At 62.9% G+C, this 12,953-nt stretch carries 14 protein-coding genes and 1 pseudogene; 12 read left to right on the top strand and 3 right to left on the bottom strand.

The features are described from left to right. From RQH62_RS24315 to uvrA, 4 genes and pseudogenes are all read left to right on the top strand, one after another. Nucleotides 1-111: pseudogene (locus RQH62_RS24315) on the top strand (IS630 family transposase); the annotation flags it as partial. Between the two features lie 446 nt (nt 112-557). Continuing rightward, on the top strand, nt 558-1,859 hold the full coding sequence (locus RQH62_RS24310) for a surface lipoprotein assembly modifier (RefSeq protein ID WP_311271229.1): 1,302 nt from the start codon (nt 558-560) through the stop codon (nt 1,857-1,859). Between the two features lie 10 nt (nt 1,860-1,869). Continuing rightward, nucleotides 1,870-4,425, top strand: coding sequence for a transferrin-binding protein-like solute binding protein (locus RQH62_RS24305; RefSeq protein WP_311271228.1), 2,556 nt, complete (start codon nt 1,870-1,872; stop codon nt 4,423-4,425). A 132-nt stretch (nt 4,426-4,557) separates the two neighbouring features. Then, the gene (uvrA, locus tag RQH62_RS24300; RefSeq protein WP_311271227.1) at nt 4,558-7,476 is read left to right on the top strand and encodes an excinuclease ABC subunit UvrA; all 2,919 of its coding nucleotides are present in this window, start codon (nt 4,558-4,560) and stop codon (nt 7,474-7,476) included. A gap of 228 nt (nt 7,477-7,704) precedes the next feature. On the opposite strand, the gene RQH62_RS24295 is transcribed toward uvrA, so the two are convergent. Then, nucleotides 7,705-8,205, bottom strand: a complete 501-nt coding sequence (locus tag RQH62_RS24295; protein WP_311271226.1) for a hypothetical protein — start codon at nt 8,203-8,205, stop codon at nt 7,705-7,707. A gap of 255 nt (nt 8,206-8,460) precedes the next feature. On the opposite strand from RQH62_RS24295, the gene RQH62_RS24290 reads away from it, so the two are divergent. The 6 genes from RQH62_RS24290 (at nt 8,461) to RQH62_RS24265 (ending at nt 11,239) form a co-directional block, all read left to right on the top strand. Further along, on the top strand, nt 8,461-8,643 hold the full coding sequence (locus RQH62_RS24290) for a stability determinant (RefSeq protein WP_311271225.1): 183 nt from the start codon (nt 8,461-8,463) through the stop codon (nt 8,641-8,643). Next, nucleotides 8,640-9,188: a hypothetical protein gene (locus RQH62_RS24285; protein WP_311271224.1), complete on the top strand. Its 549-nt coding sequence runs from the start codon at nt 8,640-8,642 to the stop codon at nt 9,186-9,188. The genes RQH62_RS24290 and RQH62_RS24285 overlap by 4 nt, the downstream gene beginning before the upstream one ends. Further along, nucleotides 9,163-9,345 (top strand): hypothetical protein, encoded by a 183-nt coding sequence (locus tag RQH62_RS24280; RefSeq protein ID WP_311271223.1) that lies wholly within the window; start codon nt 9,163-9,165, stop codon nt 9,343-9,345. The genes RQH62_RS24285 and RQH62_RS24280 overlap by 26 nt, the downstream gene beginning before the upstream one ends. 87 nt (nt 9,346-9,432) lie before the next feature. Beyond that, a complete protein-coding gene (locus RQH62_RS24275; RefSeq protein ID WP_311271222.1) occupies nt 9,433-10,500 on the top strand; it encodes a hypothetical protein in 1,068 nt (355 codons plus the stop codon). 194 nt (nt 10,501-10,694) lie between these two features. Next, on the top strand, nt 10,695-10,907 hold the full coding sequence (locus RQH62_RS24270; protein ID WP_120250550.1) for a cold-shock protein: 213 nt from the start codon (nt 10,695-10,697) through the stop codon (nt 10,905-10,907). Between the two features lie 149 nt (nt 10,908-11,056). After that, nucleotides 11,057-11,239, top strand: coding sequence for a hypothetical protein (locus RQH62_RS24265; protein WP_311271221.1), 183 nt, complete (start codon nt 11,057-11,059; stop codon nt 11,237-11,239). Nucleotides 11,240-11,243: 4 nt separating this feature from the next. Here the strand turns inward: RQH62_RS24265 and RQH62_RS24260 are convergent, their stop codons facing one another. Continuing rightward, complete coding sequence (locus RQH62_RS24260; RefSeq protein ID WP_311271220.1) at nt 11,244-11,846, bottom strand: hypothetical protein; 603 nt, start codon at nt 11,844-11,846, stop codon at nt 11,244-11,246. Between the two features lie 121 nt (nt 11,847-11,967). Here RQH62_RS24260 and RQH62_RS24255 point away from each other — a divergent pair, with 121 nt between their 5' ends. Both RQH62_RS24255 and RQH62_RS24250 read left to right on the top strand, forming a co-directional pair. Further along, a complete protein-coding gene (locus RQH62_RS24255; protein WP_311271219.1) occupies nt 11,968-12,186 on the top strand; it encodes a hypothetical protein in 219 nt (72 codons plus the stop codon). Nucleotides 12,187-12,346: 160 nt separating this feature from the next. Beyond that, the gene (locus tag RQH62_RS24250; protein ID WP_311271218.1) at nt 12,347-12,706 is read left to right on the top strand and encodes a glycine zipper 2TM domain-containing protein; all 360 of its coding nucleotides are present in this window, start codon (nt 12,347-12,349) and stop codon (nt 12,704-12,706) included. A 59-nt stretch (nt 12,707-12,765) separates the two neighbouring features. Here the strand turns inward: RQH62_RS24250 and RQH62_RS24245 are convergent. After that, a partial coding sequence (locus tag RQH62_RS24245) for an FAD-binding protein (RefSeq protein WP_311271217.1) occupies nt 12,766-12,953 on the bottom strand: 188 nt, incomplete at its 5' end.

Genomic DNA, 12,953 nt, shown 5'->3' with positions numbered 1-12,953 from the left:
GAAGAAAGAACCGTCAGCGGACTGTGGGGCCTGATCGGCAAACTCGTCGATATCTTCCAGCCAATGGAATGTGCCAACTACTTCAGTTCGTGCGGGTATGATCTGGAATGATCGAAAAACGCTCTAGGCTAGGGATCATGAGGTGATAGGATCGCCTGTCAAATAGCACAAGTCCTTGCAGGCACAGGCTCACCACCTGCACTCCTTGCCCGCCCTTCCGAACAAATAAAGAACGCACCATGGGTCTCGCCCACATCTCCGCGCGCGACGCGCGTGAACATCATCTCAAGGACATGGACGTCGATCTGCCCCATGCAGGGCAAACGGGCAACAGCCCTATTCTACAGCAGGCCACCCTACTCCGGGTTGCAGCCGCCTCGACATCTTGCGCTCGACCGCCTCTTCGCGCACCGGGATCAATCATTGCCGGCAACGCCCCCGCCTCTCGTCGCAACATCCTGTTGAACAGATGGACAAGATCGCCGGCGCTTCTTATGGGCGACTTGGGGGGACGATACGAATCACTTGTATGTACAGGATTTTTTTTCGCGACACTGATGGTGTCCGCGCCTGCGGTCGCGCATGCGCAGGATGGAGGGCAGGCATCCGGGCAGGTGCAGGCGCAGTTGAATGCTGCGCAGCTTTTCGCCCTCGCGGACGATGCCCGCGCACGCGGTGATTTCGCGACGGCGCAGGCTGCTTATGGCGCGCTGCGGTCCGACCCCGATGGCGAATTGCGCAATGAGGCCCGCTTTCGGCTCGCCATGATGCTGGCGGACGATCTGCACCGCTATACCGACGCGGCGATCGAACTGCGCCGCATTCTCGATGAAAAGCCCGGCACGGCCCGCGTGCGCCTCGAACTCGCCCGTATCCTGGCGCTGATGGGCGATATGCGCGGTGCCGAACGCGCCCTGCGCGCGGCCGAAGCCGCCGGCCTGCCGCCCGATGTGCAGCGCATGGTGCGTTTCTACACCAACGCGCTCACCGCGCGAAAGCCGTTTGGCGGCTCGCTGGAAGTGTCGATCGCGCCGGACAGCAATATCAACCGCGCCACCCGCTCCGACACGCTGGGCACCGTCATCGGCGATTTCACCCTGGGGCGCGATGCGCAGGCGAAATCGGGCATCGGCCTCGACCTGCGCGGTCAGGCCTATTGGCGCGAAGGGCTGGAACCGGGGACCGATCTGCTCGTCCGCCTCTCGGCCGGTGGCACCCTGTATCGCGACGCCGATTTTAACGATATCTCGACCGGCCTTCAGGTCGGGCCGCAATATCGTTCCGGCCGGGATCTCATCTCGCTGTCCGTCGGGCCGACCTGGCGCTGGTATGGACGCCGGCTCTTCTCGGTCAATTATGGCGGCAATGCCAGCTGGCAGCATCCCACCGGCAAGCGCAGCCAGCTGCGGGTCGAAGGCGGCATCGTCCATGTCGACAATCAGCTGAACCGGCTTCAGATAGCGGACGACTTCACGCTCAGCGCCAGTCTCGACCGCGCGATCAGCGCCCGTTTCGGCATCGGCGTGCAAAGCTATGGCTTTCGCGAAACCGCGCGCGACCCCGGCTATTCGCTGACCAGCGGCGGCACCAGCGCCTATGCCTATCGCGAAGTCGGCCGCACCACGCTGATCGGCACGGTCGGCTACAGCCATCTGGAGGCCGACGCGCGCCTCTTCCTCTATCCGCGCCGTCGTATCGAAGATCGCTTCAACGCCAGCCTCGCCGCGACGCTGCGCGCCATCCATGTCGGCACCTTCTCGCCGCTGGTCCGGGTCAAGTGGGAGCGCAACCGCTCCTCGATCGAAATCTACGACTACAAACGCATTTCCGCCGAATTCGGGGTGAGTTCGGCTTTCTGACGGGGGTTTTATGATGCAATATTGGTTGAAGGGCGCCGGCGTGATGACCTTGGCGCTGGCCTTGTCCGCCTGTGGTGGCGGTGGCGGGGTGAACAGCACCCCCGCACAGCCGACGCCCACTCCGACGCCCACGCCTACGCCTACCCCCACTAACGACGATCTGCTGGCGCCGCTGGTGTCGGAAAGTTTCGCCACCAACGCTTCGCTCGGCGCCATCACGGTTTCCACCACCAGCGGCGCGGTCACGCCAAGCAGCAAGGCGACAACCCTCACCTTCGCCTATAATGCCACCAACGGAACCTATACTGTTACCGAAGGCGGCCGGTCGCAAAGCTTCCGCAATACCGATATCGATCCGTCACAGACGAACGACGCCTTCACCACATATAAAAAGGTGTCGGGCGCCACGACTGACTTCCTCACCCTCAGCAAGGCCGGCACTGAAGCGGGCCGTACGCGCTATGTCGGCGCCGGCTTCTGGCAGCGCCAGGTAAACCAGACAGGAAGCGTCGATGGCTCTTTCAACGCCTTCACCTATGGGATTGAAACCACCGCATCGACCATGCCCCGCACCGGCAGCGCCAGCTATAACGTCCAGATGGTCGGCGCTTCGACCCTCTTTACCGATATATATGGGTTGGCTGGAACCGGCCGGCTCGATGCCGACTTCGTAAGCGGCGGAATCCATGCCGATGTCAGCTACACGGCTTCAGCGCTGACGAACGGAGTGCCCGGCTATAACGGCCGACTGCACGGCAATGCCACGATCACCGCCGGCACCAGCCGTTTCGCGGGCATCCTCAATCCCAGCATCAACGATCCTTCGGCAAGCGGCGAATTTCATGGCGGCTTTTACGGCCCCGACGCGGCAGAGGTCGGTGCGACATTTTCATCTTCGAACGCATTTTCGGCCATGGCGGGCGCGATCTGGGGCGGCCGCAATTCTTATCCGCTCAATCAGGGCACCAGCCTGACCAACCCCGAAAATGCGACCTTCTTCCGTCCCCTGTCGACCGGCATATCGGGCCGGCGCGATGGTGAGGAGATCTTGTCCGGTGTCGCCACCAATGCAGCGGTCAAGGCTCTTTATGTCGACGGCACGCTGCGCCTCGCCTTCCGCGACGATGGCAGCATCGATCAATTCACCCCCACCTATGGCGAAGCCAATTATGGCGATCTGTCGCAGGGCGCCCAATATTTCGTATCCGGCCTGTCATGGACCGGCAGCGACACGGCCGTCAAAGCCGACAGTTTCATTTACGGCAACACCACACCGACCGCTGCCATGCCACGCAGCGGAAAGGCCTTCTTCAGCGTCAGCCTCTCCGGCATCGCCATGCCCAATGCCGCGCGCACGTCCGCGGTTTCCGGCACCGGATCGCTGGAAGCGGATTTCGCGAGCGGCCGCGTGACCGGACTTGGCGCCTACCGAACGCACGGATTCTCTCCGACCAGGCTGGACTATGCGGGTGCCGGCGGGACGGGTCAGGGCCAATGGAGCAGCGACGCCACCATCGCGTCGGGTGGCAGCGCCTTTGGCGGCAGTTTCGCGATGACGGGTACGCTGGGCTATACCGGCACGCTCAATGGCAGCTTCTTTGGTCCGGGCGCGGAAGAGGTGGCCGGGGTCGTCGCGGCGGGCGCCAGCGACGGCAGCCGGCTGACCGCAATCCTGCGCGGTGGACGTGGCGACGATCTGACCGCCTTGCGACAGGGGCTTGCAGCCCTGACCCAGCCGACCCGGCTTGACACGGTCGGCGGCTATTTCAGCTACACGCCGGATTTCGGCAGCTATGAATCCGGGGCAGCCGCGAACCCCGGAATGACCGTCCTTTACGACCCCGCTGCCAAAAGCTACATCTTCTATGAGACGGATTTGACCAGCAGTACGGCCGCCGAATTCGAATATGCGCGCATCGCCGCAAAGGATTTCAGCCAGGCCGACAGCAACGCCCGTTTCGACGTCTATCATGGGGGGGATTATGAAGCGCGGGTCTTCCGCACCGGTTCCGGCAACCCCGACATCGCCCTGACCTACACCAGCTTCGCGGAAATCAGCACCCAGGAATCACCACTGGGTGCTCCCTCTTCGGTGCAGCGCTACATTGCCTTCGGCGCGCGTACGCCCAGCTACCAGATGCCCACGACCGGCACAGCGTCCTATTCCGGTATCGTTTATGGCAGCGGCCATTATGGCCCGCAGAACAGCGATGCTACCCTGTCGGGCACCAGCCGCCTCACTGCCGATTTCGGCACCGGCGACATGGCGCTTGCCCTCAGCCTGACCGCGACGGACCGGGTCAGCGGCGCGGCCTATGCGCTGGGCAGCTTCAATTACAAGAATGATCTGACCGCTGTTCCCCCCTGCGATGGCTGTGACCGCAGCTTCTTCAACATGCGCCATGTCCCGAACGCTTTGGGCTTCAGCGGCAATGCCGGCGGCCAGTTCAACGGCTTAAACGCAGAGGAATTTGCGGCCAGCTTCTCGATGAATATCCGTCCCCTCAATGGCCAGATCGGGAATATGTCGACCTTCGCCGGGATCGCCGTCGGCAAGAAGGACTGATCCTCGCGTCGGCACGAAAGACCCGCTTTCGTGCCGACGCCGCCCTTGCGCCCAGGCGGCAGACCTCACATCTTGTTCCGGATGGCACGCGCCGCTTGATGAGCGCGAACAAATATGGAACACACCGCCCCCATGAGTCTCACCCACATCTCCGTCCGCGGCGCCCGCGAGCACAACCTCAAGGGCGTCGACGTCGATCTGCCCCGCGACAGCCTTGTCGTCATCACCGGCCTGTCCGGTTCCGGCAAAAGCTCGCTCGCCTTCGACACCATCTATGCGGAGGGCCAGCGCCGCTATGTGGAATCGCTCTCCGCCTATGCGCGCCAGTTTCTGGAGATGATGCAGAAGCCCGATGTCGAGCATATCGAGGGCCTCAGCCCCGCCATCTCCATCGAGCAGAAGACCACCAGCCGCAACCCGCGCTCCACCGTCGCCACGGTCACGGAAATCTACGACTATATGCGCCTCCTGTGGGCGCGCGTCGGCATCCCCTACAGCCCCGCGACCGGCCTCCCCATCAGCGCGCAGACCGTCAGCCAGATGGTCGACCGCGTCGCCCTCCTGCCCGAAGGCACCCGCTTCTACCTGCTCGCCCCCGTGGTGCGCGGGCGGAAGGGCGAATATCGCAAGGAACTGGCCGAGTGGCAGAAGGCGGGCTACACCCGCGTCCGCATCGACGGCGAGATGATGCTGATCGAGGACGCGCCCGCCCTCGACAAGAAATATAAGCATGACATCGAAGTCGTGGTCGACCGCCTCGCCGTCGACGCCGACATGGCCACCCGCCTCGCCGACAGTTTCGAGCAGGCCCTCAAACTCGCCGACGGCCTCGCCTATGTCGACCTCGCCGACGGCGTCGTCCCCGGCCGCGAAGACGAAGTGCAATCCACCGACAAGAAGATGAAGGGCGCGGGCATCCCCCTGAACCGCATCGTCTTCTCGGAGAAATTCGCCTGCCCCGTCAGCGGCTTCACCATCCCGGACATCGAACCGCGCCTCTTCTCCTTCAACGCCCCGCTCGGCGCCTGCCCCGCCTGCGACGGCCTTGGCGAACGGCAGGAATTCGACCCCGATCTCGTCGTCCCCAACGAAGCGCTCTCGATCAAGAAGGGCGCCGTCGTCCCCTGGGCCAAGTCCAACCCGCCCAGCCCCTATTATATGCAGGTGCTCGGCTCCCTCGCGAAAGAGTTCGGCTTCAGCCTCGAAACCCCGTGGACCGATCTGCCGGGCGAAGTGAAGCTCATCATCCTGCACGGCACCGGCGGCAAGCCCGTCACCCTGCGTTTTCAGGACGGCAAGAAAAGCTACGAGGTCAAGAAAGCGTTCGAGGGCGTCATCGGCAACCTCAACCGCCGCCTGCTCCAGACCGACAGCGCCTGGATGCGCGAGGAACTGGCCAAATATCAGACCGCCATGCCGTGTGAAACCTGCAACGGCGCCCGCCTGAAACCCGAAGCGCTCGCGGTCAAGATCGCGGGTGAGGATATCAGCGTCTCCACCCGCCGCTCGGTGGTGGACGCGCTCGCCTTCTTCACCACCCTCCCCGATCATCTGAACGACCAGCAGCAGCAGATCGCCAAGGCCATCCTCAAGGAAATCGTGGAACGCCTCGGCTTCCTCAACAATGTCGGCCTCGACTATCTCAACCTCGACCGCACCAGCGGCACGCTGTCGGGCGGCGAAAGCCAGCGCATCCGCCTCGCCAGCCAGATCGGCAGCGGCCTGTCAGGCGTCCTCTACGTCCTCGACGAACCCTCGATCGGCCTGCACCAGCGCGACAATGACCGGCTGCTCGTCACTCTGAAACGCCTGCGCGATCTCGGCAACAGCGTCATCGTCGTGGAGCATGACGAGGATGCGATCCGCCACGCCGACTATATCGTCGACATGGGGCCGGGCGCCGGCGTCCATGGCGGCACCATCGTCGCGCAGGGCACGCTCAAGCAACTGCTCAAGAACAAGGACAGCCTCACCGCCGATTACCTCAACGGCACCCGCCGCATCGAAGTCCCGGCCAAGCGCCGCAAGGGCAGTGGCAAGAAACTCACCGTCCACAATGCCCGCGCCAACAACCTCACCGGCGTCACCGCCAGCATCCCGCTCGGCACCTTCACCTGCATCACCGGCGTGTCGGGATCGGGCAAGTCCAGCTTCACCATCGACACGCTCTACGCGGCGTCCGCCCGCGCCCTCAACGGCGCCCGTATCGTCGCCGGCGCGCATGACAAGGTGACGGGCCTCGAAAACTGCGACAAGGTGATCGACATCGACCAGTCGCCCATCGGCCGCACCCCGCGCTCCAACCCGGCCACCTATACCGGCGCCTTCACCAATATCCGCGACTGGTTCGCCGGCCTCCCCGAAGCGCAGGCGCGCGGCTACAAGCCCGGCCGCTTCAGCTTCAACGTCAAGGGTGGCCGCTGCGAAGCCTGTCAGGGCGACGGCGTCCTCAAGATCGAGATGCACTTCCTCCCCGACGTCTATGTCACCTGCGACGTCTGCCACGGCGCCCGCTATAATCGCGAGACGCTGGAGGTGAAGTTCAAGGGGATGAGCATCGCCGATGTCCTCGACATGACGGTCGAGGATGCGGTCGAATTCTTCAAGGCCGTGCCACCGATCCGCGACAAGATGGCGATGCTCGCCGAAGTCGGCCTTGGCTATATCAAGGTCGGCCAGCAGGCCACGACCCTGTCCGGCGGCGAAGCCCAGCGCGTCAAACTCGCCAAGGAACTCTCGCGCCGCGCCACCGGCAACACGCTCTATATATTGGACGAACCCACGACGGGCCTGCATTTCGAGGACGTCCGAAAACTCCTCGAAGTCCTCCACGCGCTGGTCGACCAGGGCAATAGCGTGGTCGTGATCGAACATAATCTCGACGTCATCAAGACGGCCGACTGGATCATCGACATGGGACCGGAAGGCGGCGTCAAAGGCGGCGAAGTGGTCGCGGAAGGTACGCCGGAGAAGGTCGTGAAGGAGAAGCGCAGCTTTACCGGGCGGTATCTGGCGCCGCTGTTGGGGCTGGAGGCTTTGGCGGCGGAGTAGTCGTTATCCAGCGACAGAGTAAGATATTTGCATTTCTTTAAGCTAATGATACCATAAAAAAAGGCGACTACCAGGAGGTAGTCGCCTTAGGGGTTTTAGTTGCAAAGCCGGTTCTCCGGTCGCTTTCCCCCTACGGGGCTGCGAGGTTGGCAGGGCTGATATCCCTGTTTCCCCCGGATGCCTATTTGCTAGTTAGGTTGTTGCCGGGCCATGCCCATCACCCCCTTCCTAGCTTGCCGATGATGAAGCGGCGGGTTCGTCCAGCAAACTCGGACTCGTCGCTTCATTCCATTCCGGCGGCAAAGGCTCACCCTCGATCCACCAGAAAGAAGTTCCATCTTTTTTCACGCTTTTGAAGCGTGGATCTTTAGATATTGTAGACCGAAAATTGTTGAGCGGGTCGTTACCACCGATTTCAGCACCTGCCTCTTTGGCAGCTTCGAGCAAATTGGGTGTAGTGAGCGGCTGCCCTGCATTATGAAGAGCTATTTCCGCTGCCTCTGCGTGCGAAAGCTTTCGATTTTCCGCCATCCGGCGACTGGCTACTCTGACGACCTGCTTAGCAAACTCCATAAAAGCGCCGGGATCATCCGCAACGCGAGACGATCCACCCATTCGGACGTAGGCATCGTCTAGCGCTTTAAATGCGAGAAACGCTTCAGATTCCATGACAGCTTGCCATGCCTCGTCGCGCAACATGCGGGTCTTTTCGAGAATGAACGACGCCATGGCTTCTGCTCCTTGATCCACCCAATATCAAACTTGGTAATCCAAGCCAAGCACCAAGTGGCATTTTCAATTCTCCATTTGTTCCATCCCAATTTTCTTTGGGAGCCATTGAAACGTTGCCATGATCGACCATCGAAAATCACAATCCCGGTTAGTTTCCGTTGAAAAATTTGAGCCTCACCAAAACTGATCCATATCGGAGAAACCGTACCGCGCCTGAATTGGCTCCAGCACACCCATCTGCTACACTCCCCCATGACTAAGTTTACCCCCATCGAGTCCGAGTTCGCGACGACCGAAGAAGCCTATGACGCATGGTTCCGCGCGGAGGTCGAAGCCGCCATGGCGTCGGACGAAACCGATATCCCCCATGACGAAGCGATGGCCCGGATGCAGGCCATCATAGACAGACGCAAAAACCCGACCCGATCGGCATGACCGCCTATCGTCCTGAATTTGAAGCCGCACTCGCCGCCTTCGCGCAAGTCAGTGAAGCCATGGCCGCAGCAAGAAGGGAAAGCCCTGTCCTCGTCGGCGGCGCGGCGGTGGAAATCTATACGCTGGGCGCCATCAACACCGGCGACTTCGATATCGTGACCGGCGCGCAATCCGCATTCGAAACTGTGTTGCAGGATCATGGCTTCATCCGTCCGGTCGGATCGGGCAAGGCGACACGCGGCTGGATTCATCCTATTCTCCAGCTGGGTTTTGAAATCGTCTCGTCCACACTGCTGGACGGTCAGGCCGACCGGAGCCGAGTGCGCCCGATCCGGGTCGGCGACAAAGGCGTCATTCATGTCATCGCGGTTGAAGACATGATCGCCGATCGCATGGGTCAATATGCGTCGGGCACGGCCCGCGATATGTTGCAGCAGGCGCGCACCCTCGCCCGGCTTTCGGAACAGCTTGATTTGGACTATATGGAAAGCCGTATCCGCTATGAAACGGCCGGCGACTATGGAATCGAAGACGTCATCCTCTGAACCGATCACGCTCGAAGAACTCGGCCGTCAGATCGCACGCCGTCGCGCCGAACTCGGCATCACCGATGCGGACATTCCCCGCAACAGCGGCACGCGGCGCACGGAGAGCAAGAAAGCCCTGCTTCAGGCGATCAAGGATATTGGCGGCAACTGGTAAAACCCCTACAAATCCTATTCCTCTGTCCTACACACCACTCACCCACATACCCTCCCGGCAAGACCTTCTCCAACCGGGAGCCAAGCCATGTCCATCCACGACCCCATCCTCCCCACCGCCACCCCACAATCTCGCGCCGATGGCTGGTCCCCGGCCCGCCAGCGCCGCTTTCTCGAAGTCCTCGCCTCGTCCGGCGTCATCATGCTCGCCTGCGAAGCCGTGCGCATCACCGCCCGCTCGGCCTATGCTTTGCGCACCCGCCATGACGGCGCGGCCTTTCGCCTGGGCTGGGACGCGGCGATCCTGATCGCCCGCGCGCGTCTCGCCACGGACCTCCTCGCCCGCGCCATCACCGGCAATGAAGAAACCATCCGCAAAGACCCCGACAATCACGAAATCACCCGCCACCGCCACGACAATCGCCTCGCCATGTCGATGCTCTCCCGGCTGGATCGCATGGCCGACAGCCCGCTCGAAGGCTCCGACGCCGCGCTCGCCCGCGTCGTGGCGCAGGATTTCGCCGCCTATCTCGACATGCTCTGCCCAGAAGACGTCACACAGGCGGAACTGGACGGCCTCGCCCTCCCCCGCACCGGCGCCGAACCCGGCGCCCGGACCATGGCCGATGCGCAACTGCTCGACGGATCGCGCCCCGACACGCCCGATCCGGTCGAGGAAGCCGCCGCCGCCGCCATCTCCCCCGGCGCCTCCGCCGCACTTTTCATCGCCGCGCGCCTGCCGCTTCAGGCCGGTCAAAAACCGCTATTTTCCGTCACCAATGAACGGTGTGAACTTCGCCCCGAACCCAAGCCCGACCGCTCCGATTTTCCGCCGGAAGAAGCGGCAAAACGGCTGCGCGGCCTCTGGTGGAACGACCGGCTGGGCCGCTGGCGCACGGATTTTCCCCCGCCGCTCGGTTTCAAGGGCGATGCAAGCGCCGAAATCTACGAAATCGACGATTATGAGCGCGACCTGACGCCGGACGAGGAAGAGGAAATGAATGCCCAGCATGAAGTCTGGCGTCGCCCCTATGAAATCGCCGCGGCGCAGGCCCGCGACGACTATTTCGGCTTCACGATGGTGGCGCTGGACCCCGCAACCATGGCAGCGGCGACGCAGACTGCCGGGGCGGCCGCCATGCCCGCGCCTGCCTGATCGGGATGGCCCCGCATGCCCCGCATCGGCCCGTCATTTGCTATTTCGCCTTCCGTCCCCTATATGGGTCTGGCTATAGTCGCAAATCGACGGTCATTCGGCGCTTTGCTGCTCCTTCTCTCCTTCTTTCCCTGCCCCTCTAGCGACCCGGTGCGTCCACACGGGACGCATCGCATTGAAAGAAGGAAATCTTCATGAGCATCGTAGGTACCGTCAAATTCTTCAACGCCGACAAGGGCTTCGGCTTCATCGCTCCCGATGATGGCAGCCCGGACGCGTTCGTCCACATCAGCGCCGTGGAGCGCGCCGGCCTCGCCACGCTGCGCGAAAAGGACCGTGTCTCCTATGATCTGGAGCAGGACCGTCGTGGCAAGATGGCGGCCGTGAACATCGCCCACGCCGAATAAGCGGCGTGCGGGGTGGCGGGCCTTCGGCTTTGCCACACCCCGCCGCTGGCCCCCGCCCCGTCCGCACATTGCGGGCGCGGCGGTGCGGGCCGGTCGGGCGCCGCTCCCATGGTGCCCGGCCTACCCCTTCCACGCAAGGAGCGCATGCCATGGCCAATCCCGACTATCGCGTCCTCGCCGCCAAGGCGCATGACGAAGCGGCGGCCGCCACGCTGGACAATGTCCGCAACCGCTGCCTCCGCTCCGAAGCCGCCTTCCTCGCCATGGCCCGCCGTCAGGACCAGATCGAAGTCAGCCGCGCCCTGCGCGAACGCGGCGGCAATCCGGCCTGACCGTTCAGATATAATCCTCCAATATGCTGGTGCTCAGCAGGATCAGGCTCAGCGCCGCCAGCATCGCCACGTTCCAGCGACGATTATGGACGAACAGCAGCGCGATCAGCAGCGCGAACACCGACACCGCCCCGCCGAGATAAAAGGCCAGGCCCACCGCGCCCGCCGGTCCGTCCGGCGCATCGGGCACCGGGCGCACCCCGTCCAATATCGCATGGGCGATCGTCACGATGATATTGAGCGCCAGCAGCCCGCCGATCACCAGCCGGTTCTGCTTGTCGTACCACTCGTCGAAATCGGGCCATTGCTCCGGCTCGTCGGGAAAGATCACCGACGCAATCAGATGATAGGCGCCAACGATGACCAGCACGACCACCAGCGTCAGGTAACTCGCATCCATCTGGTCCCGCATGCTGAACGCCGTGCCCCAGAAACTGGTGAGATCCAGCAGAACGAACAGGCCCAGCAGCGGCGTCAGCCAGCCGACCCGCACCGGCTTGGCGGCGCGCTTCATCTTCAGCACTCTGGCAAAGCCGCCCAGCACTTCGGCCACGGCCAGCCCCAGCAACAGTCCGAACACCGCGAACACCAGATCGAAAGCCGACATGCCGCAATTCCCCCACAGCCCGCCGCAAGACTAACGGAAAGCGCCGTACAGGCAATCGTCGTCGGAACCCCATCCGCACTGGCCGGTTATCTCCCCGAACCCATCATCAACGGAGACAATCATGATCCGCACCCTGATCTTCGGCGCCATCGCCGGCTATGTCGGCAAGAAGCTCTATGACGAAGGCAAGCTGACTGAATTCAAGGACGACATCGTCGCCCGCTATGGCGAAGCGAAGGCCAAGCTGGAGGAACAGCGTGCAGACACCGGCACGGCGACTGCATCCAACACCCCACTGGTCACGCCGTCCGTCACCAGCAGCCGCCCGCTGCCCAACTAATCACATTCCCATCCGGCGGTTCTAGTCCCCCGCTCGCCGCCGGTCGCCGCCCGCTCGCTGCCACACCCCCCTCTCATGGCAGCGACGGGCGGCTTCTTTTTGGGAAACATCGGCCTGCCAAAGGGTTGAACCGCCGACAGGGAGACAAGAGGAGAACCCCATGCGCAAACCGATCCTGGCCGCGGCCATCCTGGCGATGTTGCCACTCAGCGCTTGTATGTCGGATAATGGCGGACGCGGCGGCTACGGCTATGACCGCCCGAGCGACCGTCGCGGCCCACCCCGTGGCCATCGTCGCCCGATCCGCGACAATGACCAGATCTACCGCGACCGCGACGGCCGCTATTATTGCAAGCGGGATGACGGCACCACCGGCACCATCGTCGGCGCCATCGCCGGCGGCGTGCTCGGCAACATCATCGCTCCCGGCGGTTCCAAGACGCTCGGCACCATCCTCGGCGGTGCTGGCGGCGCCTTGGCCGGTCGGGCCATCGACAAGAACGACATCAACTGCGAATGACATAGAAAAAGGGCGCGGGGATCACCTCCCCGCGCCCTTTCCTACATCGTAACGTTGCTTTACAGCTTTTCAGTAAGCTCCGGCACGATCTTGAACAGATCGCCGACCAGGCCGATGTCGGCGACCTGGAAGATCGGCGCATCCTCATCCTTGTTGATGGCGATGATGGTCTTGCTGTCCTTCATGCCCGCCAGATGCTGGATCGCCCCGGAAATGCCGACCGCGACATAGACTTCGGGCGCCACGA

Source organism: Sphingobium sp. WCS2017Hpa-17 (genome assembly GCF_031843765.1).
GTDB lineage: Bacteria > Pseudomonadota > Alphaproteobacteria > Sphingomonadales > Sphingomonadaceae > Sphingobium.
Note: the sequence above shows the minus strand (reverse complement) of the source record. Positions and strands in the feature narration are given on the sequence as shown.

Bases quoted from the DNA above. Each gene is read 5' to 3' on its own strand.
- RQH62_RS24310 (WP_311271229.1), top strand. From the start codon at position 558: ATGGTGTCCGCGCCTGCGGTCGCGCATGCGCAGGATGGAGGGCAGGCA.
- RQH62_RS24305 (WP_311271228.1), top strand. From the start codon at position 1,870: ATGATGCAATATTGGTTGAAGGGCGCCGGCGTGATGACCTTGGCGCTG.
- uvrA (WP_311271227.1), top strand. From the start codon at position 4,558: ATGAGTCTCACCCACATCTCCGTCCGCGGCGCCCGCGAGCACAACCTC.
- RQH62_RS24295 (WP_311271226.1), bottom strand. From the start codon at position 8,205: ATGGCGTCGTTCATTCTCGAAAAGACCCGCATGTTGCGCGACGAGGCA.
- RQH62_RS24290 (WP_311271225.1), top strand. From the start codon at position 8,461: ATGACTAAGTTTACCCCCATCGAGTCCGAGTTCGCGACGACCGAAGAA.
- RQH62_RS24285 (WP_311271224.1), top strand. From the start codon at position 8,640: ATGACCGCCTATCGTCCTGAATTTGAAGCCGCACTCGCCGCCTTCGCG.
- RQH62_RS24280 (WP_311271223.1), top strand. From the start codon at position 9,163: ATGGAATCGAAGACGTCATCCTCTGAACCGATCACGCTCGAAGAACTC.
- RQH62_RS24275 (WP_311271222.1), top strand. From the start codon at position 9,433: ATGTCCATCCACGACCCCATCCTCCCCACCGCCACCCCACAATCTCGC.
- RQH62_RS24270 (WP_120250550.1), top strand. From the start codon at position 10,695: ATGAGCATCGTAGGTACCGTCAAATTCTTCAACGCCGACAAGGGCTTC.
- RQH62_RS24265 (WP_311271221.1), top strand. From the start codon at position 11,057: ATGGCCAATCCCGACTATCGCGTCCTCGCCGCCAAGGCGCATGACGAA.
- RQH62_RS24260 (WP_311271220.1), bottom strand. From the start codon at position 11,846: ATGTCGGCTTTCGATCTGGTGTTCGCGGTGTTCGGACTGTTGCTGGGG.
- RQH62_RS24255 (WP_311271219.1), top strand. From the start codon at position 11,968: ATGATCCGCACCCTGATCTTCGGCGCCATCGCCGGCTATGTCGGCAAG.
- RQH62_RS24250 (WP_311271218.1), top strand. From the start codon at position 12,347: ATGCGCAAACCGATCCTGGCCGCGGCCATCCTGGCGATGTTGCCACTC.